This window comes from Microcoleus sp. SVA1B4, from assembly GCF_036700545.1.
Lineage (GTDB): Bacteria > Cyanobacteriota > Cyanobacteriia > Cyanobacteriales > Microcoleaceae > Microcoleus.
Genome location: NZ_JAUBPB010000016.1, coordinates 43,089 through 65,112, shown reverse-complemented (window position 1 = coordinate 65,112; position 22,024 = coordinate 43,089). Strand labels below are relative to the sequence as shown.

The window sequence follows — 22,024 nt, the reverse complement described above, 5'->3', positions numbered from 1 at the left end:
TTGACGATTAGGCCCGCTGATCGCCCCTTCTTAACAGGGATGCCAGGGGGAGCAAGACTCGACTAAAAGCGAGATTTATCAAGGGTTTTAGGCGATTTTTGACACGCTTTGGTGGGAGGACAACCCAAAATCCAAAATCTCAAATCTCAAATCGATTGACGGCGGCCCCCCTCTGCGGCTACGCTATGAAGTTAGAGGTTGCTAAAGCTTGTAGAGGAGGCAGCCCGCGTCGCTCAAAAATCTAGTTGCACTGCCCAAAGCTGCTACCAACAGCAATGGACAGCTAACCGCCAAACTGAGCTAACCAGTCTGGAGGCTAATTGAGAATCTTAACACTCTCTGTAGCCGCCCTGCTCTGTGTTACCGTGCGGGGCGGCTGGGTTTTTGGGTTTTCCTAGAAAACCAAAAACCAGGAGACCATAATTATGTCACAGGAATTCGTACCTGACGATAACTTGTCCGCGCGTCCAAATTCCGACTCAGCAGTATCCGAACAGGAAGTCGTGCGGATAACGGTTGTCGGTTCCCGCGCCGCCGTGTTAGAAACCATCCACACCTTGTACCGACTGGGATTTGCCGCCGTCGGGGATTGGAGCCCGCCCCAGCGAGGTGCAAAGCCGGGACAAGTGATAAGCGTACTCATTCGCCGATCGCGCAAAGCCTAAAAATTGGATTAAATACGGTAGGGACACGACACCGTGCCTTTCGTCGTGTCAACAAACACGTTAAACCCGCAGTCCGACAGGGGTTGAAACCCCTGCCTCAAAACTCAAGTCCTCGCTATGAGGACTCAGAAGAAGACTTTTAAACTCATTAGTCCTCTTGAGAGGACTTTAGCTATTAGACAGGGAATTCATTCCCTGGCGGACTGACGGGCGGGTGGGAGGACTGGCGGACGATGGGCTTAAGTTGACACGATGGAGGACACGGTATGCCGTGTCCTCCATCGCCCCGGCTACATGGCTGGGTGATTGTCACATCCTCCGAGGGCGATGGCGTCGGGCCCTCGCCCGTGCTACGGGAAATTTCATCATCCAACCCCGTTAATTTTATCCGTTCCCCACAGTCAGGACACGCCTTGGCCGAAGTCCCTACAATGATTAATCCGGCGGAATACAGGGATTGTGTATTTTAGAACACGATTTGACCGCAACACTTAAAATAGTCTTGATTTACCGATCGACTGCACCCTTTTCTCATCAATATTTCTGGTTAGCTGGGGGTGTCTGTGGGCCGGAGTTGCTAGGTTCTGCTTCCAAAAGGCTGAGAATGGTGCACAATTTCAAATTAACAACAAAACTTGCACTTTTTTGAGTAAGCTTTTGGGGGAACAGCTTAGAAAGCCTGTTTCTAAGACTGATGCAAAATATCAAATTAATCCTCAACCTTGTCCAATTACTAATTACGAACCTATGCCCCGTCGTCAAGACTTAAAAAAGATTCTTCTCATTGGTTCCGGCCCAATTGTTATCGGTCAAGCGTGCGAATTTGACTATTCCGGGACACAAGCTTGCAAAGCTTTGCGAGAAGAAGGCTTTGAAGTAGTGTTGGTGAATTCCAACCCGGCAACGATTATGACCGATCCGGAAACTGCCGATCGCATTTACATCGAACCTCTAACGCCGGCCATCCTCGAACAAATCATCGCTAAAGAAAGACCTCAAGCAATTTTACCGACAATGGGCGGTCAAACGGCGCTAAATTTAGCAGTTGCCGTCGCTAAAAATGGCGTTTTAGAAAAATACAACGTCGAGTTGATTGGTGCTAAATTGCCAGCAATTGAAATGGCCGAAGATCGGCTATTATTTAAGGAAGCGATGGCGCGAATTGGTGTCGCCGTTTGCCCTTCTGGAATTGCCAACACTCTCGACGAAGCCAAAGCCATTGGTCACCAAATCGGCAGTTATCCGTTAATTATTCGTCCTGCTTTTACAATGGGAGGCACGGGAGGCGGCATTTCTTACAATCAAGAAGAGTTTGAAGAAATGGCACAAGGCGGGATTGATGCCAGTCCAGTATCGCAAATTTTGATCGAACAATCTTTGATTGGTTGGAAAGAGTACGAACTCGAAGTAATGCGAGATTTGGCAGATAATGTAGTGATTATTTGTTCGATCGAGAATCTCGACCCGATGGGCGTCCACACCGGCGATTCTATCACCGTCGCCCCGGCGCAAACTCTCACAGACAAAGAATATCAGCGCCTGCGAGATGCTTCGGTGAAAATTATTCGCGAAATCGGAGTTGAAACCGGCGGTTCCAACATTCAATTTGCCGTCAATCCAGTCAACGGAGATTTCATCGTTATTGAAATGAACCCTAGGGTTTCCCGTTCCTCCGCCTTGGCCTCGAAAGCAACTGGTTTCCCTATTGCCAAAATGGCGGCAAAATTAGCGGTAGGTTACAGCCTAGACGAAATTTCCAACGATATTACCAAGAAAACTCCGGCGTCTTTTGAGCCGACAATTGACTACGTGGTGACGAAGATTCCCCGATTTGCCTTTGAAAAGTTCCCCGGTTCCGAACCGACTCTGACAACGCAAATGAAGTCAGTTGGAGAGGTAATGGCGATCGGGCGCAGCTTCAACGAATCCTTCCAAAAAGCCCTGCGGGGATTGGAAACAGGCCGCGCAGGTTTCGGCTGCGACAAACCGGAAAAGTTGCCGAGTTTGGAACAAATTCGCGCCGGATTGCGGACGCCAAATCCCGATCGCATTTTTACAGTTCGCCACGCGATGATGATGGGAATGTCGGTGGAAGATATCTTCGAGTTTACAGGAATTGATCCTTGGTTTTTGGATAAAATGCAGGAATTGCTGGAAACTGAGAAGTTCTTGAAACGAACGCGGTTGGAACAGTTGACAAAAGAGACAATGTTTGAAGTAAAGCAGTTGGGTTTTAGCGATCGCCAAATTGCTTACGCCACCAAAACATCGGAAGATCAAGTCCGCGCTTACCGCAAACAGTTAGGCGTAATTCCGATTTACAAAACAGTCGATACCTGTGCCGCTGAATTTGAAGCGTTTACACCGTATTATTATTCCACCTACGAAGCGGGAGCGGCAATTTGGGAATTGGGCGATGAAGAAAAGAAAATTTCGCCTGTAGGCCACAGTCTCGCGCCGGAGTCGGAAGTTTTGCCTTCTACCAAGCGAAAAGTGATGATTTTAGGTGGCGGGCCCAACCGGATCGGACAGGGAATTGAGTTTGATTACTGCTGCTGTCACGCTTCCTATTCCCTAGGAGAAGATGGCTTTGAGACAATTATGGTCAACTCGAACCCGGAAACGGTTTCAACGGATTACGATACGAGCGATCGCCTGTATTTTGAACCGCTCACAAAAGAAGATGTTCTCAACATCATCGAAGCCGAAAATCCCGAAGGAATAATTATTCAGTTTGGCGGACAAACCCCGCTGAAATTAGCGCTTCCTTTACAAAAAGCTCTGGAAAATCACCCCGATGTACAAACAAAAATCTGGGGAACTTCGCCGGATTCCATTGATACTGCTGAAGACAGGGAGCGATTTGAAAAGATTCTGCGGGAATTGGATATTCAGCAAGCTGCTAATGGTCTAGCGCGCAGTTTTGAGGATGCTTTAATAGTAGCTCAACGGATAGGTTATCCGGTAGTGGTGCGGCCGAGTTACGTATTAGGCGGGCGAGCAATGGAAATTGTTTATTCCGATACGGAATTGGAACGTTACATGACCTATGCCGTCCTGGTAGAACCCGATCATCCGATTTTAATTGATAAGTTTTTGGAGAATGCGATCGAGGTTGATGTCGATGCGATCGCCGATGTTACTGGCAATGTGACGATCGGCGGTATTATGGAGCACATTGAGGAAGCGGGAATCCACTCCGGCGACTCTGCTTGTTCTATCCCTTACCAAACGCTTCCTGACGCAGCTTTGGTAACAATCCGCCGCTGGACTGTAGAATTAGCAAAATCCCTGAAAGTCATCGGGTTGATGAATATTCAATTTGCTGTTCAAGGGGAAGAAGTTTTCATTTTGGAAGCTAACCCGCGCGCTTCTCGAACAGTGCCTTTTGTCTCCAAGGCGATCGGAGTTCCCTTAGCAAAAATGGCCTCGCGAGTCATGTCTGGCAAAACTCTAGAAGCTTTGGGTTTTACTGAAGAGATTATACCCACTCATGTTTCGGTAAAAGAAGCTGTATTGCCCTTTGCTAAGTTTCCGGGAACTGATACTTTGCTAGGGCCAGAAATGCGATCGACCGGCGAAGTCATGGGAATTGACACCGATTTTGGTAAAGCCTTTGCCAAAGCTCAATTAGGTGCTGGACAAATGATGCCGCTGTTTGGAACTGTGCTGGTTTCGATGCGCGATCGGGACAAACTAGCAGTTGTACCCGTTGTCAAGGAATTCTTAGAATTGGGTTTCCGAGTAGTCGCAACTCACGGGACACGCAAAGTTTTGCGAGAGCAAGGTTTAGAGGTAGATTTGGAATTGAAACTGCACGAAGGGCGGCCGAATTTGTTGGATTCGATCAAGAATGAGAAAATTCAACTAATTATCACCACACCTTCCGGCGAAGAATCCCGGGCCGACGGAATCTTTATCCGCCGCACAGCTTTGACTTACAAAATCCCGATTATTACCACAATAGCCGGTGCCAAAGCGACAGCAGCGGGAATTCGATCGCTCAAATCTCACCCGATGGAAGTAAAAGCAATTCAAGACTATTACCCGCAAACCTAGACTGCGAAACACTCAAAGGTAGGGTGTGCAGGGCGGACTATTAGTGTCAACTTAAGCTTTTAGTCCGCCAGTCCTCTCGCTCACCCGGCAGCCCGCCAGGGAATGAATTCCCTGTCTTATAGCGAAAGTCCTCTCAAAGAGGACTGAAGAACTCATTAGTCCTCATAGCGAGGACTTTCGCTTTGAGGCTGTTGTTTCAAACCCTGCCGGATTGAGGGTTTAACGTGTTTGTTCACACCAATGACCGCGCACCTTATCCTAAAAATAAGGTGCGCCTTACCAAAACCTAATCTGCCTCCGCATCCAAAACTCCGCTAGACAGCATCAACCTCGGCCACACTAACAAGAAAAAACCCATCCAAGCTAATAAAGGAATCGCGACTAAAACAGTTATCCAAACAGTTTTTAATAAAAACCAACTACCGCTAATCAGGCTAGTACCAGTTAAAAGAATCGACCAAGGCTGACACCACCACGGTTTGTAACTCCAAGGACTAATAGCTTTTTGATTAGAAAGTTTATTGTCAGAAATAGATTTCATATTTTTAGTGATTGTTTATGGAGAATAGTCGGGCTAGCTGGATTAACCGAAGTTAAACATTCATCACTTCTTCTGCTGTCAGCGTTAATTCGGGAAAAGTCGGCGATACAATTCGTTCGCTGCCTTTAAACGCGCTTCTTTGATAGTTGCCCTCTGCATCCAAAAGGTGGACAAATACAGTTGGAACTTTGGGATTTCCCAGAAATTCCCTGCTACCAATTGCTAAATAATCGACAATCCAATACTCAGGAACTCCGAGGCGCCGATATTCGTCCAATTTGTCTATATAATCGTCCTCCCAATTTGTTGATGTTACTTCCACTGCCAGTTGAATTGGTTCTTGTAAGGCAGAATAAGCAGAACGGTTCGATCGCCACAAATCGCGATCGATTACGCTGACATCCGGTCTCCGCCCTTGTTCGATTCCGGCTTTACTTACAGTTCTGATAACGGCGGTATTTTTGACTACATAATTTAAACTTAGCCGTTTAATTTGATCTTTAAATGAGTCAGACGTAAAATCAGCAACATCATCATGATTTCGGGTGGCATTCATCTCTACAATTTCTCCGTTTACCAGTTCATAGAGTCCATCTTCTGGACATTCTACAAGGAATTGGTCAAAGGTTAATTGCTGTGTGACTGTTGCAATCATAAGATTTATCCTTATTTTGCAGTAATATTATTAGCCTATATTACCACAGGCAGGAAGAAATTTGTTTTTTTGAGAATCGAATTTCTAGATGGTACCCGCCACGTGATTTATCCGTGGAATCAATCCCAAATCTAAAATCCTCAAGCCCCCGAATTTATCCGTGGGGTCGCCTCCAAAATCTAAAATCTAAAATCTAAAATCTAAAATCGAATGACTGCAGACATCCAATTCTCAAATCTAAAATATACAATCAAAAATCAAAAATCGATTCACGTAAATGGTAAAATGCGATCGCCAGCGGGCAGATTGAGCTAAATATGTCACCTAGTTGCTAGGGTAGAAAGTAACAAACCTAGAAATCGAGCCACTCCCAGGTCAACCCCGAACCATGAGACTAGACGAAGCCGTAGAATTTGCCGAAAACCCAGAGCCGCGCTGTCCCTGCGTCCTCCTGCTGGACACCTCCGGCTCCATGCAAGGCGCACCCATAGATGCCTTGAATGAGGGGCTGGAAATTTTTAGGAATGACCTAATTAAAGACGAACTAGCTAAAAAGCGAGTCGAAGTCGCGATTATTTCATTTGACAATCAAATCAAAATCGTGCAAGACTTCGTTACCGCCGACCAGTTCGAGACGCCACTGCTGACAGCTCAAGGACAAACCCACATGGGCGCAGGCATTCAGCTAGCGCTAGACACCATTGCCGCCCGCAAATCCGAATACCGCAACAACGGCATTACCTATTACCGCCCGTGGGTATTTATGATTACTGACGGCGAACCTCAAGGTGAATCCGACGATGTTGTGGAAATAGCAGCACAGCGGATTAAAGAGGAAGAAATTAACAAGCGCGTGGCATTTTTTGCAGTCGGAGTGGAAGGTGCTAATATTCCTCGTCTCGCGCAAATTGTCGAGCGCACGCCTGTAAAATTGAGAGGATTAGACTTTAGAGAGATGTTCATCTGGCTGTCGGCTAGTATGCAGAGAGTTTCTCACTCAAAAATTGATGAACAAGTAGCACTGCCCCCACCCGGATGGGGAACTGTTTAGTTATTAGTCATTAGTCATTGGTCATTGGTCATTAGTCATTAGTTATTGGTCATTGGTCATTGGTCATTGGTCATTAGTATGTGACAAGCGGTAATGTGTGGTGTACATCGCCCTACCAAATTAGTAAAGTGTGGTGTGCATCGCCCTACCTAATTAGGGATAAATAAACCCGTCCAGACTTTGCATAGTTTTGAATTTACGCAGTTTTGAGTTAAAGAGTTATTAATGCAGAATTCATCCTTTAATTGGCAAGTTGTAGCGGCATCGGTGATAGGTACGAGCCACGAAAAAAGATCGCAGCCTTGTCAAGATGCCCACTGCTGGCGTCTCTTGCCAAACGGTGTTTTAGCGGCAGCGGTTGCCGATGGTGCGGGCTCCGCAGCACTCGCAGAAGTTGGGGCAAAAATTGCTGTGGAAGCGGTTGTCGAAACGATTTGCCAGCAACAGGAAAGGCTGCCTGAAAATGACGATGAATGGCAGGTATTCTTGACAGCATCACTGCAAGTTGCGCGGGCGCAGGTGGAAGCAGAAGCGGCAGTGCGGGAAGTGGCTGCGAGAGATTTAGCCTGCACTTTAATTGCTGTTGTTGCTACGCCGGAATTAATCGCCGTTGCTCAAATCGGCGACGGTGCGGCGGTAGCAGGTGATAGTGCAGGAAATGCGATCGCCCTGACAGTACCCCCCTGCGGCGAATACATCAACGAAACTATTTTTTTGATTTCGCCGAATGCGATAGAAACAGCGCAATTTCAGGTACTGCGGGAAAAACTGCGGCACTTGGCCGTGTTTTCCGACGGCTTGCAAATGCTAGCGCTCAAAATCCCAGAAGGGACGCCGCACAAGCCGTTTTTTGCGCCTTTGTTTCGGTTTTCTGGCGAGTGGAAAGAAGAGGAAGATGCGAAACAGCAGTTAGAGTCATTTTTGCGATCGCCCCGCGTTTCCGAACGCACCGATGATGACTTAACATTATTGCTAGCAACTTTTTCGAGTTCGGAGGCACAGGACAATTAAAAATAAACATTTTGCCACAGCCAATACCCATCTGGGTGAATTGGCGTTGATCTGCGGTTAAAAATTTCCGATTCTGAATTTTGCAACAAGTCTAATGCGTTCAACCTCATCAGCGGTGAAAATTTGGCGCGGTTCTATAATAAAATCGAGGTGTCAACAATTCTGCTTTAGTCTGTACAGTAGGTCGTCGTTTGCAAGCACAAGAGATTAAGGATAAGCTCAACTCCCTAATTAGCGCCGCAGATCCAATAGATCCGAGTTTGGCGAGAAGATTGGATGAAATCAATCGCTGGGTGAAAGATATTAAACCCGGTTCGCTAACTGCTAAAAAATTTGTGATGGCTTTTTTGCTGCAGCTTATCCGAGATTCTCAGGTTTGGCTGGCAGTTCAATCTCTACCTTCGGAAAGAGAACAGCAAGCCGCGTTTGAGTTAATGACGCCGGGGGAAAGGTATTGGTACAGCTATCTATTTCCTAAATGGCTGAGCGAAAACGATCGCAAATTTTACATCTGGAAACAAAAACTCAAGGCCGGCCAATTCGATCCGGGTGATGATATCGTGATTCGTGCGATCGCAGCCCGAATAGTCGATCGCCAAGGCACTGTTTTGTATCGATATGTTGCAGATCTTTCTATGGCAACCGATTCGATCGTTAGTAGCCGCCAACAGCAGCCCCTCTGCATTCAAGTCACAACTCTTTCGGATGAATTCTCTGAACAAAAATATCATAATTGGCAACAAACTCTTCAAGATTGGGGGATTGACAGAGGATTATTTTTAAGTTATGATAAAAACGATGCAAATTTCCTGAATCAGTTAGTTAATATAGCATTATATAATAGTGATAATTTGCCCGCAGGTCGTTACCTCAAGTTCCCGTAAATCAAGCATATCTGCTGCTGAGAATAGTTCGACTGCTCCAAACTCTGTGAAAAAAAATTTGACTAACTCACATATTGCACAATTTTCGAGAAGGGCAACAGCCTAGTCCCCAGACAGATTCTGGAAAAGGGAAAACAGAGCAAGATTTTTCCTCCCCTTTTCTGTCTCCGGGAGGGGTTTGCCAGACACTGGAAAGAGGTGCTTGATACGAAGGCTAAGCAATGGGAACATTTACCGCAGCAATCAATCGGGTGAAATAACTAGCAACTCGGCCTAAATTGAATTGAGATTTGATTTAATTGCGGTGAAAATGTTGGAAATAAAATCTAATTACATCAAAATCAAATACTATGACATTACAAGGTACACATACCGTTGAAAATAACTTGCAAAAAGTCTGGGAAGAACTGGAAGCAGCCAGAAAAATGCAGGATGAATGGATGAATTACGGGGTAGATTTTGTAGATTTGTATGTGGAAGATGCGGGCGGTGATTGGTTGGAAAAGTGGGGTAAATGTGAAGAAGAATTAGAGCGAATTAAACATAATGTAGATATTGAAGCAGTCAAAGAAGCGATCGACATTCCCAGCTTTCAGCAGACAAAACTGCTGGAAATTGCCTTAAATTGCCGTTACTCTACCAGCTATTACTCCGATCGCCCCGAGGAGTCTCCCGCTTGGCAAGAGGTTAAGTACAAACGGCTGTCACTCTTAGGGGGAGCGATTTTCGGTGCAGTTGTTACCGATTACCTCTACCGCGAATATCCACAACTCGATCCAGATGCTATCTCAACCTTAAAAGCTCGTTTAGCAGACCCGAAAAAACTTGCGGATTTTGCACAACATTTGAAATTAAACGAACTCGGTTGGCGCGTAGGGAATGGGAAAGAAACAGACAAAAGCGAGCACAATAGAGTTTTTTCGGAGACTTTTGAAGCTTTGTTGGGCGCGATTTACTTGGAGTTTAATCGCGATTTTTTGCGTGGGGGAAACTGGCTGATTCAGCACTGGATTGAACCAAATGTTAGCCAGCATGGGGATCTAACTGGGCGGCGACAAATAGGGCCCGAAAACGAGGTGAAACGCCGGGAAATCCTGGGGGCGGATATTCTAGATGCGATCGCGATCGACTATTTGTACAACCGCTTTCCCGAACGCAACGCCAGCCAGCTAACTCGCTGGAAAAATATGTTAGTTGCCAAAGAGATTTTCCCCAAAGACTTTAAGGCAAAACTAGGCAGTCAGTACCTGGAGTTGAGAAGCAATTTCTCGCGTACCCGCGACTGGTTGGTGGATAACTTTATCCAAACCGCCGTTGACGAACTGGAAGAGGAAACAGGCGATCGACTAAAATAAAATCAACTTGTCAAAAAAAATGGGGAAACAGCAATGGTTACACAACTGCAATCTCCCGAAAAATCAAATATCATCTACCCCGACGATAACGGCGAACCGATGTCAAACAATACAGATCAGTTTCGATTAATTGTTTGGATTAAGGAAAACTTAGAATTGCTGTTTGCCAATGATCCAAATGTTTTTGTAGCAGGTGACTTGCTTTGGTATCCGGTGGAAGGCAATAACAAACTGTCTCAAGCACCAGATGTAATGGCAGTTTTTGGCATCCCCAAAGGATATCGAGGTTCCTACCAACAGTGGTATGAAAATGATATTGCGCCACAAGTCGCATTTGAAATTTGGTCGCGGGGAAATCGTCTGACTCCGATGATGCAAAAATTTCAATTTTACGAACGCTATGGTGTGGAAGAATACTATTTGTACGATCCAGAAAAATTGGAACTGATAGGATGGTTGCGGGCTGAGGGAAAATTAGAACCGATCGAACAAATTGATGGTTGGGTAAGTCCGAGACTGGGAGTGCGGTTTCAATTATCAGAAACAGGACTCGAAATGTTCGGGCCCTCTGGAGAACCGTTTATGAGTTTTGTGGAACTCGATCGACGGCGACAGCAAGCCGAGGCGCGGGCCGAACAAGCACAGATCCGGGCCGAACAGGCAGAAATGCTGCTGGAACAAGAACGATCGCGATCGCAAGCTTTGGAAGCAAGACTCCGAGAAATGGGCATCGATCCGAATCAATTGTAAGCACAACTGCAAAATTGAACTATTGTGGAACAGGCCCTCGTAGCCTGTTGCTGAATTTTCCAGGGCGGGCTCTCCTGCCCAATCCCTACTCCCCACAATAAAATTGAACTATTGTGGAACAGGCCCTCCTAGCCTGTTGCTGAATTTTCCAGGGCGGGCTCTCCTGCCCAACCCACAATAAAATAGAATTATCGTGGAACAGTCCCCAAAGCCTGTTGCTGAATTTTCCAGGGCGGGCTCTCCTGCCCAACCCCTACTCCCCACAATAAAATAGAATTACGGATTTATCAGTGGGGTAGCTTTCTTTAATCTAAAATCCAAAATCTCAAATCTAAAATCGATTGATGCCCCCATACCCTAAGCGAATTCTATGCAGTTGCAGCGCCAATTTAGCGGACAACTGATTGCGATCGACACCAAAAACGCGATCGCCAGTGGGGGTGAAGGTCGCATCTACCCGATCGCCCAAGACTCGTCCCTTGTAGCAAAAATCTACCACAAACCGACAGACGAAGACGGCGACAAACTCACAGTCATGTTCAGTATGCCGCCGGATGCGCCGATCGCGGAACCCGGGCACGCTTCTATTGCTTGGCCGATCGATTTGCTGCATACTGTCGGCGGGCGCGAAAAAATCGTCGGTTTTGTGATGCCGCGCGTCAACAAAGTGATGCCGGTACACACTTTCTACACTCCCAAAACCAGGCGCGAACAAAAACCGCTATTTAGCTATCTTTACCTCCACCGTACCGCCAGAAATCTCGCCTCGGCTGTAAACGCCCTCCACGTCAGGGGTTACGTCATCGGCGACGTAAACGAGTCGAACATTCTGGTGACGGATACGGCGTTGGTAACGCTGGTAGACACGGATTCGTTTCAAGTCCGCGATCCTTATACGGGTTACGTTTATCGGTGTCCCGTGGGGAAACCTGAGTTTACGCCGCCGGAGTTGCAGGGCCAGACTTTCCGCGATATCGATCGATCTCCAGAGCACGATTTGTTCGGTTTAGCGGTATTAATTTTTCAATTGCTGATGGAAGGTACGCATCCGTTTTCAGGAGTTTATCTCGGTAGCGATGAACCACCGTCTTTGGAAGCGAGAATTCGATCGGGCCATTTCCCTACAGGTACGAAACGGATTCCCTACCGCCCGATGCCCGCTGCGCCTCCTTTTGAACTCCTGCATCCCCGGCTGCGGCAACTGTTTATCCGCTGTTTTGAGGAAGGACACGGCAATCCTTCGGCGCGCCCGGATGCGAAAACTTGGGTGAATGCGATTCGGGAAGCGGAAGATGCTTTGGTAACTTGCAGCAAAAACAGTCAGCATAAATACGGAAATCATCTCAGTCGCTGCCCTTGGTGCGATCGGGCAAAACTCCTCAAAGGGCGCGATCCGTTTCCTTCGCGCCAAGCAGTCAGCCACGGATTGCACTTGCAGCCCGCGAAAATCAAGCGTAAAAAGCCCCAACCCCCGCCTGTCGTACCCCAGCCCGCAGTTCGCAGGCAACAGCCTTCCACGGGGCTGCCACGCCCCATGGGCCAGTACGCAGTGCCGTTGCTACCGATGCCGATGTCTTCTCGGAGTCGGACTCCTGCGCCTCAGCTTCCCGTGGGCAAGTTTGAGCGCATTTTTCAGGATGCTGCTTGGGGAGGTGTTTGGGGTAGTTTGTGTTTGGCGGCGATCGGGGGGATTTATTCGGCAATAGCTGAGGGCGGCAGTGCTATTTTGGGGGCGATTTTTGTTGGTTCGATTTGGGGCTGTTTTTTTGGGGTGATGTGGGGTGTTTTTACTTTGCCGCCGAATCAGATTTGGCGGAAGTGGGGCGGAGTTTTGGTGGGGGCGTCTTGGGGGGCTTTTTTGTTGGCGGCGATCGGCGGTGCGGTGTTTGGGGCGATTAATAGCACTCCGGGGATCGGGGAGAGGATTTTGGCTGGGGCGGGGGTTGGTGCTGTCTGGGGCTGTGTTTGGGCGAGTTTTCGGCCTCCTCTGGCGCTGCCGGCGGGGAGGGTGTGGGGCCGGCGGGGAGGGTATTTGGGGGCTGTCTGGGGCTCGTTTGTGGGGACTCTGGCTGGTGTTTTTTTGGGGGCTGGGCTGGTGGTTTGGCAGCAATACGGTGTCCAGATGCGGCCGGTGAATGAGTTTGCGGGTTTGCTGCTGGGTGTGGCGATCGTGGCGGCTGGTGTGGGTTCTGTTGGGGGTGTGGTTTCTGGCGGTTTGTTGGGTTTTTGCGGGTTTGCGCCGAAGTTGCCGATTTCGTTTCAGCCTTCGGGTGTAAGTGGTGGGAGTTTGGGGGCGATTTGGGGCAGTTTTTTGGGGACTTTTGCGGGTGCTGTGTTGGGTGCGGGGGTGTCTGCGATGTTTCCGGCTGTTAGTGCTGGGGTGCCGGTGGAGTTGGGGCCTGTGGCGGGGGCGATCGTGGGGGCTGGTTTGGGGGCGATTTGGGGGGTGGTTTCGGGTACTGTTTGGGGGGCTTTGGGTAAGTGGTGATTCGGTTGATGTCTGTTTTTGGGTGGAAAATGCGTCTATGCCTAGGTGTAAAAATCGAGGTGTTAAATTGGGGGGCTATAATGTAGATGCTGTAAGGTTTAGAGGCCCTTCAAGCAATAAAATGGTAGACGCAATCGCTGAAATCTTTGCGGGACAAGGGTTTGAGGGCTGTCTGATAATTGGGGTATTGACAAGTCGAAGGCTGAAATGGTACTTTTGTTTTATGCAGACGCAAATGAACGTTGAAAACCAAATACAGCAAGGCTTCTGGAACGGGCAGCCGCAATTAACCAAACTCCCTATCAGGGATTGAAACATAAAATATGCGGCCGGATTGTACCAAAGCCAATCGTGGCCGCAATTAACCAAACTCCCTATCAGGGATTGAAACTAAAGATGGCTGAAGCGTATTCCAAGGAGCAAAGCCGCAATTAACCAAACTCCCTATCAGGGATTGAAACCAAAGCCAACACACAATTCGCCACCCGGCACCCCGTAAGCCGCAATTAACCAAACTCCCTATCAGGGATTGAAACACTCGGTAGATCGACAAGCTTACCCTCAAGTGCTAACTCTAAAGCCGCAATTAACCAAACTCCCTATCAGGGATTGAAACGAGGGGACTTTTGCTCGCCCTAAAAGTATTCTACGCCGCAATTAACCAAACTCCCTATCAGGGATTGAAACCAAGCTCTGAAAACCAAGCATGAGAAAGTGAATCGAGCCGCAATTAACCAAACTCCCTATCAGGGATTGAAACCAATGCAGCAGAATCAAGAATTTGAGACATCGAGCCGCAATTAACCAAACTCCCTATCAGGGATTGAAACATATAAAATCCTGGGCGATAACGGTTATCATTATCGCGCCGCAATTAACCAAACTCCCTATCAGGGATTGAAACCTCCAAGGGAATCCGCCGAACAAATGCACCGCGAGGGGTTACGCCGCAATTAACCAAACTCCCTATCAGGGATTGAAACAAACAGTGGGGACAGAACGCTATTGACTGTCTCGCCGCAATTAACCAAACTCCCTATCAGGGATTGAAACCAGAGGGTAGCGGCTAGGAGCTAAGAGTATAAATAGGCCGCAATTAACCAAACTCCCTATCAGGGATTGAAACGGCAAAATTTGCAAAATTGCTTCAATCACATTCCCGAGCCGCAATTAACCAAACTCCCTATCAGGGATTGAAACAGCTGATTTAAAAAACCCTGCCAGCTCATCGCTGCCGCAATTAACCAAACTCCCTATCAGGGATTGAAACAATTATCTGGACGCCGCGAGCCGCCCTTCGACTGGGAAGCCGCAATTAACCAAACTCCCTATCAGGGATTGAAACAAAAAGTGCTAGCGGACAGATTGTGGATGTCTTGCCGCAATTAACCAAACTCCCTATCAGGGATTGAAACTAGCTAAAACTAGGTAGACTGCATGGCGGAAGGGTTAAGCCGCAATTAACCAAACTCCCTATCAGGGATTGAAACACGCTATAGGTGGCTTTTGAGTCATTAATTGCAAAAGCCGCAATTAACCAAACTCCCTATCAGGGATTGAAACGGTAAATTATTGCTGCAACCGGCGATCGCTTTCCAGGCCGCAATTAACCAAACTCCCTATCAGGGATTGAAACTTAGAACTCAAAGCAAAGGGATGGGGCAAGGCGAAAGCCGCAATTAACCAAACTCCCTATCAGGGATTGAAACCGCAAAGAACCCAGTGGCTACTGGTATGGCTGTAGAGCCGCAATTAACCAAACTCCCTATCAGGGATTGAAACTGGGAATTGATACTGACGAAATTATTGCCTTCCAGCCGCAATTAACCAAACTCCCTATCAGGGATTGAAACGCAGCAGCGGAATGTCTAAAAGTTGGTCTGCACGCCGCAATTAACCAAACTCCCTATCAGGGATTGAAACGGAAGAGTCTGAAGCGGCGCTTGATTGGTGGCGAGCCGCAATTAACCAAACTCCCTATCAGGGATTGAAACGAAAACTTGCCAATAGTTCTATATAAGTAATTTTCTGCCGCAATTAACCAAACTCCCTATCAGGGATTGAAACCCTCCTGACAAGACTGGTAAAACCTTGGTCGGTACGGGCCGCAATTAACCAAACTCCCTATCAGGGATTGAAACTAGCTGATTTTATACAGCGATTATTATCTATCCCTAGCCGCAATTAACCAAACTCCCTATCAGGGATTGAAACCCATCAATAGGATATTTCTACAGAATATGGTCAACGCCGCAATTAACCAAACTCCCTATCAGGGATTGAAACGATAAGTGCGATCGAGTTTCCGAGATGAGATGCGATAGAGCCGCAATTAACCAAACTCCCTATCAGGGATTGAAACAGATCCTATTTCTATTATAGCAGCCCTTACGGCTCGGAGGGCCGCAATTAACCAAACTCCCTATCAGGGATTGAAACGCAGGCATTTAGGGCCGGGAGCTGGAGCGCCTGCAGCAGCGATCAAGCGGCAATTAACCAAACTCCCTATCAGGGATTGAAACAAGTGAATCGATTCCGAATCGATTTGAATCGATGCCGCAATTAACCAAACTCCCTATCAGGGATTGAAACGTAATAGGTACAAACGGATCGATTGTAGAAACAGCGCCGCAATTAACCAAACTCCCTATCAGGGATTGAAACTCATTCACGCTATGCACATACTTCGATTTACCGAGCCGCAATTAACCAAACTCCCTATCAGGGATTGAAACGTAGTAGTACATTGACACAGAATTAGCCATTGTTGCCGCAATTAACCAAACTCCCTATCAGGGATTGAAACAAGCGGTTTGCTGAGTTCCGCTAGCAAAACGATTAGGCCGCAATTAACCAAACTCCCTATCAGGGATTGAAACACTAATGGCATAGGGAAGCGATTCCTCTAAGGGGCCGCAATTAACCAAACTCCCTATCAGGGATTGAAACAATTAAAACTTTGAGGTCTGGATCGACATCTAAATCAAGCCGCAATTAACCAAACTCCCTATCAGGGATTGAAACGCTGGCGGTAAGCGTTGAGTTTGTTGAAACCGCGCCGCAATTAACCAAACTCCCTATCAGGGATTGAAACTAGTACCCATATCCATACCCACCACCACTACGCCGCAATTAACCAAACTCCCTATCAGGGATTGAAACTTGAATCCAAGTATCATGGTAAATTTTTAATCCAGCCGCAATTAACCAAACTCCCTATCAGGGATTGAAACAAACGCTAACAGTATCAAAGATTTGAGCGAACAGGCCGCAATTAACCAAACTCCCTATCAGGGATTGAAACGCGTACTTCTCGATGAGGCTGCTATCTTTCTTGGTGAGCCGCAATTAACCAAACTCCCTATCAGGGATTGAAACAATTAGATTCATGGGAAAAAGTAACTCAACAAATTGCCGCAATTAACCAAACTCCCTATCAGGGATTGAAACGGGATTTCGTACTCGCCAGCAGGGATAGGCCCTTGCCGCAATTAACCAAACTCCCTATCAGGGATTGAAACATTTCACGCAGTGCTTGACAAACTTTCTTGTTTCCGCCGCAATTAACCAAACTCCCTATCAGGGATTGAAACACGGTGTACCGGGTGGAGAGTTGTGTGTCGGCTTTGGCCGCAATTAACCAAACTCCCTATCAGGGATTGAAACATCCGGCGTATCCTTCATCCCTAAGCCCTGATGCTTGCGCTTGCCGCAATTAACCAAACTCCCTATCAGGGATTGAAACCTCAGAACGATTATCGCAAAAGCTGAAGCTCAAGCCGCAATTAACCAAACTCCCTATCAGGGATTGAAACATTAAATCCCATTTTTTATCTGGGAGATAATCATTGCCGCAATTAACCAAACTCCCTATCAGGGATTGAAACCCACACTCCAAAATTATAATTACCGCCAATATGCCGCAATTAACCAAACTCCCTATCAGGGATTGAAACCACAAAGAGCACCGCAAATACGAGGGAGTGGTAGGCCGCAATTAACCAAACTCCCTATCAGGGATTGAAACAAAAGGCTGATTTAGTGAGCATCGATCGAGCCTTCCCGCCGCAATTAACCAAACTCCCTATCAGGGATTGAAACTTGCTATCAGTTGCTATCACTATGCAATCACTTTTGCCGCAATTAACCAAACTCCCTATCAGGGATTGAAACGTAATAGTTTTTCCGTTCCCCTACAACAGACTCTAGCCGCAATTAACCAAACTCCCTATCAGGGATTGAAACCAAATCTTGAAGCGTTCCCAATAAGTCGATCGGCCGCAATTAACCAAACTCCCTATCAGGGATTGAAACGCCCCTCTATGGTAGTGGCGTTAGTTGTTGCGTTTATTCCTGGCCGCAATTAACCAAACTCCCTATCAGGGATTGAAACAGTTGCAGCTTCTCTTGCTGCTTCTCGTTTTTTGGCAATATCTAGCCGCAATTAACCAAACTCCCTATCAGGGATTGAAACAGAGCGATCGCCTCTTCAGGCCTGAAACCAGTTAATGCCGCAATTAACCAAACTCCCTATCAGGGATTGAAACATATATTTGGCTTTGGTCTTTACGGTGCTATGTTGGGCCGCAATTAACCAAACTCCCTATCAGGGATTGAAACTTGATAGGCGGATATAACGAGTAAAAATCTACCAAGCCGCAATTAACCAAACTCCCTATCAGGGATTGAAACTTTGGAGTATTGTGTGCACGGCAACCTTATAAGGTGCCGCAATTAACCAAACTCCCTATCAGGGATTGAAACACCGCCTTCCTCAGCTAGGGCCGCAGCAATTTTACCCGATAACAGCCGCAATTAACCAAACTCCCTATCAGGGATTGAAACTTAGGATTCTCGATCGCAGCGTTGAGTTGATCGGCGAGCCGCAATTAACCAAACTCCCTATCAGGGATTGAAACACTAAACAGGTGTGGAAGCAGAACCCGTCGCGGGCCTTCAAAGCCGCAATTAACCAAACTCCCTATCAGGGATTGAAACATCAAAGCTCTAGCAGAACTTAGCGACACCGAGGCTCGGCCGCAATTAACCAAACTCCCTATCAGGGATTGAAACAAAGTAAGTCTGTATAAAGCCTTGGCAGCAGCCACTAGCCGCAATTAACCAAACTCCCTATCAGGGATTGAAACCATAAGTTTTTCTTATGAAATATCGCTTCAGTGGTGTACCTGCCGCAATTAACCAAACTCCCTATCAGGGATTGAAACCTGCTGATACATTTAAACCCTGTAATGGGTTAATGCCGCAATTAACCAAACTCCCTATCAGGGATTGAAACATCGCAAAGTGACCAAAAAGAGTATTTCTGATTGCCGCAATTAACCAAACTCCCTATCAGGGATTGAAACTAGAGAAATTCTTGGAGCCGGGAAAAGTTTGGACTCAAGCCGCAATTAACCAAACTCCCTATCAGGGATTGAAACGCCCCGTAGGCCCCGAAGGATTGAAGCCAATAACTGCCGCAATTAACCAAACTCCCTATCAGGGATTGAAACTCCCCTGGCGTTGAAATTTCGGAGCTATTTTCTAGCCGCAATTAACCAAACTCCCTATCAGGGATTGAAACTGCAACCCTCGCATCCATAACGCTTAACCAGCACCGCCGCAATTAACCAAACTCCCTATCAGGGATTGAAACGGAGTAGTGTGTCGAGTTTATTTTCAAGCCTAATTAAAGCCGCAATTAACCAAACTCCCTATCAGGGATTGAAACCGCTACCGACCTCCAAGAAGAGGGCGGCATGGTGCCGCAATTAACCAAACTCCCTATCAGGGATTGAAACTACCTTACGGGAACCGTTGCAGAGGCTCAAAAACCAGCCGCAATTAACCAAACTCCCTATCAGGGATTGAAACTGTAGCTTCCCAGTGACCTCTCACTACCGCGTCGCCGCAATTAACCAAACTCCCTATCAGGGATTGAAACTTACGGAAGAAGTGGCAGCCGGTATCAAGAAGCTCCAGGGCCGCAATTAACCAAACTCCCTATCAGGGATTGAAACCGGTTAACTGGTGTTTATCTTCAAGAGTTTAAGAAAGCCGCAATTAACCAAACTCCCTATCAGGGATTGAAACTGCCTGCTGACGCTTCTCCGCCGCCCTCTTTCTGAGCCGCAATTAACCAAACTCCCTATCAGGGATTGAAACGCGACGGGTTTGGACAACTGGTTTTTTTCAGGAAAGCCGCAATTAACCAAACTCCCTATCAGGGATTGAAACTCAGATAATTGTTGAAAGTAGTAGCAAAACTTATGCCGCAATTAACCAAACTCCCTATCAGGGATTGAAACTCCCGTTCCATCAATCCCTATTAGGGATGCCCTATGGGCGCCGCAATTAACCAAACTCCCTATCAGGGATTGAAACACAGTTACAGATCCGGGGCCAGTGCCGCCGCGTACCGCCGCAATTAACCAAACTCCCTATCAGGGATTGAAACTTTTAAATGACATTATTGAGTATTAGTTTTAATTGCCGCAATTAACCAAACTCCCTATCAGGGATTGAAACAGTAAGGATGCACTGGCGGTCAAAGTTTGCTGCATAGCGCCGCAATTAACCAAACTCCCTATCAGGGATTGAAACGCAAAATACGCAGAACTCGGCGCGTCTTACCAACAGCGCCGCAATTAACCAAACTCCCTATCAGGGATTGAAACGATTTGAATAAGGCGACACTACTCACACAAACCCGCAGCCGCAATTAACCAAACTCCCTATCAGGGATTGAAACCAATCAACCATTCAGGGGCTTGAATTGGTGGAGAGCCGCAATTAACCAAACTCCCTATCAGGGATTGAAACTTACAAAAGCTGATATTGAAATGGCTGTTAAAAAAGCCGCAATTAACCAAACTCCCTATCAGGGATTGAAACCGGAGCCTACAAGGGCGCTCAGAATAGATGGAAGGCCGCAATTAACCAAACTCCCTATCAGGGATTGAAACTTGACACTCTTCCATTACAAAATACTCCAAATATGCCGCAATTAACCAAACTCCCTATCAGGGATTGAAACGTGAATGCCTCCCATTCCTTCTACAATCCCTAAATGCCGCAATTAACCAAACTCCCTATCAGGGATTGAAACTCTACAAGCTCAGAAACTCTGTCAATACATCTGGATCAATGGCCGCAATTAACCAAACTCCCTATCAGGGATTGAAACATTCGATGCGAGATGTACTCGATGAAGTCGAAAAATGCCGCAATTAACCAAACTCCCTATCAGGGATTGAAACTGGGATGAGACGCTTGCATGGCCTCATCTAATCCGAGCCGCAATTAACCAAACTCCCTATCAGGGATTGAAACCTCTGAAAGAGCAAAATACAAATTAAGTCACAACCAACCTAAATCCCATCTTCACTTAAGATGACAATGACAATTCGGCTTTTCAATCAAAGACTCAACCAAAGCATTCAAAGCAACCGCCGCCAACAACCCGCCGCCAAAAGTCCCCACAGTCGTAATATAAGCAACGCCCGATCGCACTAACCGCCGTTTCGCCACCGGAGAATGACTAAAACCGATCGGCATTCCAATTACCAAAGCCGGTTGCAATTGCCCACACTCGATCGCCTCGCAAACCGCCATCAGCACAGACGGCGCATATCCTATCACCAATATACATCCCTTTTCCAGTTTCAACAACTTATCAAACCACTCACGCTGCTGCCAGAATTCCTGTTCCGCTTCCGCCGCAGCATTGATGTGCGGATCATCAATTAAAGTTGCAATACTTGTTCCCAAATGCGCCAATCTAGTCCCATCCAAAGCCGCAAAAACAGGCGGCACATCAGCCACAATTTGACACTGATTTTTCAAAGCTTCCCGCGCCGATTGAATCGCCGTTTCGCTCAACTTCACAAACGGCAGCAGCGAACAATCTCCGCAGGCTAACACCAGTTTAGAAAGCAAGTCTACCTCAATTTCCGAGCGATAGCCCAAATCCGGCAACAAAAGCTGCAACGACTCCCCAAAATCCTCCGGGTGAGTGTGCGCCCCCGCATCCCAACCCTCCCAAAGTTGTTCCAACTCATCCAACCCCCCGTCAGTTTCGGCCTGCAACAGCCTTAATTGCGCCAATGCGTCCGCTTGCACCGCTTGACAGGAAATATCCCGTCCCAGCAATCCTTCCAGCGCCGAAGCCGTTTCTCTGAGGCGAACAATTTGCTGAATAACCGACAGATATTGCCGTTGCAGAGTCGCCATCAGCGCGTCAGGAGAAGCATCCGCGTCTGTTTCTAACAGTTTGCGGATGTGAGACAGTTGAAAGCCTTGCTGCTTGAGTGCGACTATTCTTTGCAGCCTTTGCACATCGCTGCGGGTGTACAATCTGTAGTTAGAGGTCGATCGTACCGCCGGAGATAGCAGCCCCAAAGCGTGATAATGTCGCACCATCCGAGGGGTAATTGTACCTTTTACCGCTTCTGTAAGTTGTTTGATTGTCAGGTATTCTTGCATGGGATTTTTGGATTTTGGGATTGTATATTTGATTCTCGAATTCACCCTCCGTCCGCCGGGGAATCAATTCCCACGCATTCA

12 protein-coding genes and 1 CRISPR repeat array are annotated in these 22,024 nt (G+C 47.2%); of the genes, 9 read left to right on the top strand and 3 right to left on the bottom strand.

Features of this window, described 5'->3' with window-relative positions; all coding sequences use genetic code 11:
- Positions 1–425 precede the first annotated feature (425 nt).
- The 3 genes from QT987_RS10395 (at position 426) to carB (ending at position 4,724) form a co-directional block, all read left to right on the top strand.
- Positions 426–665: a hypothetical protein gene (locus tag QT987_RS10395; protein WP_333070946.1), complete on the top strand. Its 240-nt coding sequence runs from the start codon at positions 426–428 to the stop codon at positions 663–665.
- A 266-nt stretch (positions 666–931) separates the two neighbouring features.
- On the top strand, positions 932–1,135 hold the full coding sequence (locus QT987_RS10390) for a hypothetical protein (protein WP_333239546.1): 204 nt from the start codon (positions 932–934) through the stop codon (positions 1,133–1,135).
- Between the two features lie 277 nt (positions 1,136–1,412).
- On the top strand, positions 1,413–4,724 hold the full coding sequence (gene carB, locus QT987_RS10385) for a carbamoyl-phosphate synthase large subunit (RefSeq protein WP_333239609.1): 3,312 nt from the start codon (positions 1,413–1,415) through the stop codon (positions 4,722–4,724).
- Positions 4,725–5,010: 286 nt separating this feature from the next.
- Here carB and QT987_RS10380 read toward each other — a convergent pair whose 3' ends face one another.
- Together QT987_RS10380 and QT987_RS10375 are read right to left on the bottom strand one after the other, a co-directional pair.
- On the bottom strand, positions 5,011–5,265 hold the full coding sequence (locus tag QT987_RS10380) for a DUF6737 family protein (protein ID WP_333239544.1): 255 nt from the start codon (positions 5,263–5,265) through the stop codon (positions 5,011–5,013).
- 52 nt (positions 5,266–5,317) lie between these two features.
- Positions 5,318–5,920 carry a Uma2 family endonuclease gene (locus QT987_RS10375; RefSeq protein ID WP_333239542.1) on the bottom strand — a complete coding sequence of 201 codons (603 nt, stop codon included), beginning with the start codon at positions 5,918–5,920 and terminating at the stop codon, positions 5,318–5,320.
- A gap of 388 nt (positions 5,921–6,308) precedes the next feature.
- Between QT987_RS10375 and QT987_RS10370 the strand changes: the two genes are divergently transcribed.
- From QT987_RS10370 to QT987_RS10345, 6 genes are all read left to right on the top strand, one after another.
- On the top strand, positions 6,309–6,971 hold the full coding sequence (locus QT987_RS10370) for a VWA domain-containing protein (RefSeq protein ID WP_333054290.1): 663 nt from the start codon (positions 6,309–6,311) through the stop codon (positions 6,969–6,971).
- A gap of 225 nt (positions 6,972–7,196) precedes the next feature.
- On the top strand, positions 7,197–7,982 hold the full coding sequence (locus QT987_RS10365) for a PP2C family serine/threonine-protein phosphatase (RefSeq protein ID WP_333239540.1): 786 nt from the start codon (positions 7,197–7,199) through the stop codon (positions 7,980–7,982).
- A gap of 191 nt (positions 7,983–8,173) precedes the next feature.
- Positions 8,174–8,866, top strand: coding sequence for a hypothetical protein (locus QT987_RS10360; protein ID WP_333239538.1), 693 nt, complete (start codon positions 8,174–8,176; stop codon positions 8,864–8,866).
- A gap of 350 nt (positions 8,867–9,216) precedes the next feature.
- Complete coding sequence (locus QT987_RS10355) at positions 9,217–10,221, top strand: ribonuclease III domain-containing protein (protein ID WP_333239536.1); 1,005 nt, start codon at positions 9,217–9,219, stop codon at positions 10,219–10,221.
- A gap of 33 nt (positions 10,222–10,254) precedes the next feature.
- Positions 10,255–10,971 (top strand): Uma2 family endonuclease, encoded by a 717-nt coding sequence (locus QT987_RS10350; RefSeq protein WP_333239534.1) that lies wholly within the window; start codon positions 10,255–10,257, stop codon positions 10,969–10,971.
- 370 nt (positions 10,972–11,341) lie between these two features.
- Complete coding sequence (locus QT987_RS10345; protein WP_333239532.1) at positions 11,342–13,459, top strand: DNA-binding protein; 2,118 nt, start codon at positions 11,342–11,344, stop codon at positions 13,457–13,459.
- Positions 13,460–13,738: 279 nt separating this feature from the next.
- A CRISPR array of direct repeats spans positions 13,739–20,791; the repeat unit is 37 nt; unit sequence GCCGCAATTAACCAAACTCCCTATCAGGGATTGAAAC.
- 51 nt (positions 20,792–20,842) lie between these two features.
- On the opposite strand, the gene QT987_RS10340 is transcribed toward QT987_RS10345, so the two are convergent.
- A complete protein-coding gene (locus tag QT987_RS10340) occupies positions 20,843–21,943 on the bottom strand; it encodes a precorrin-8X methylmutase (RefSeq protein WP_333239530.1) in 1,101 nt (366 codons plus the stop codon).
- Positions 21,944–22,024: the final 81 nt, after the last annotated feature.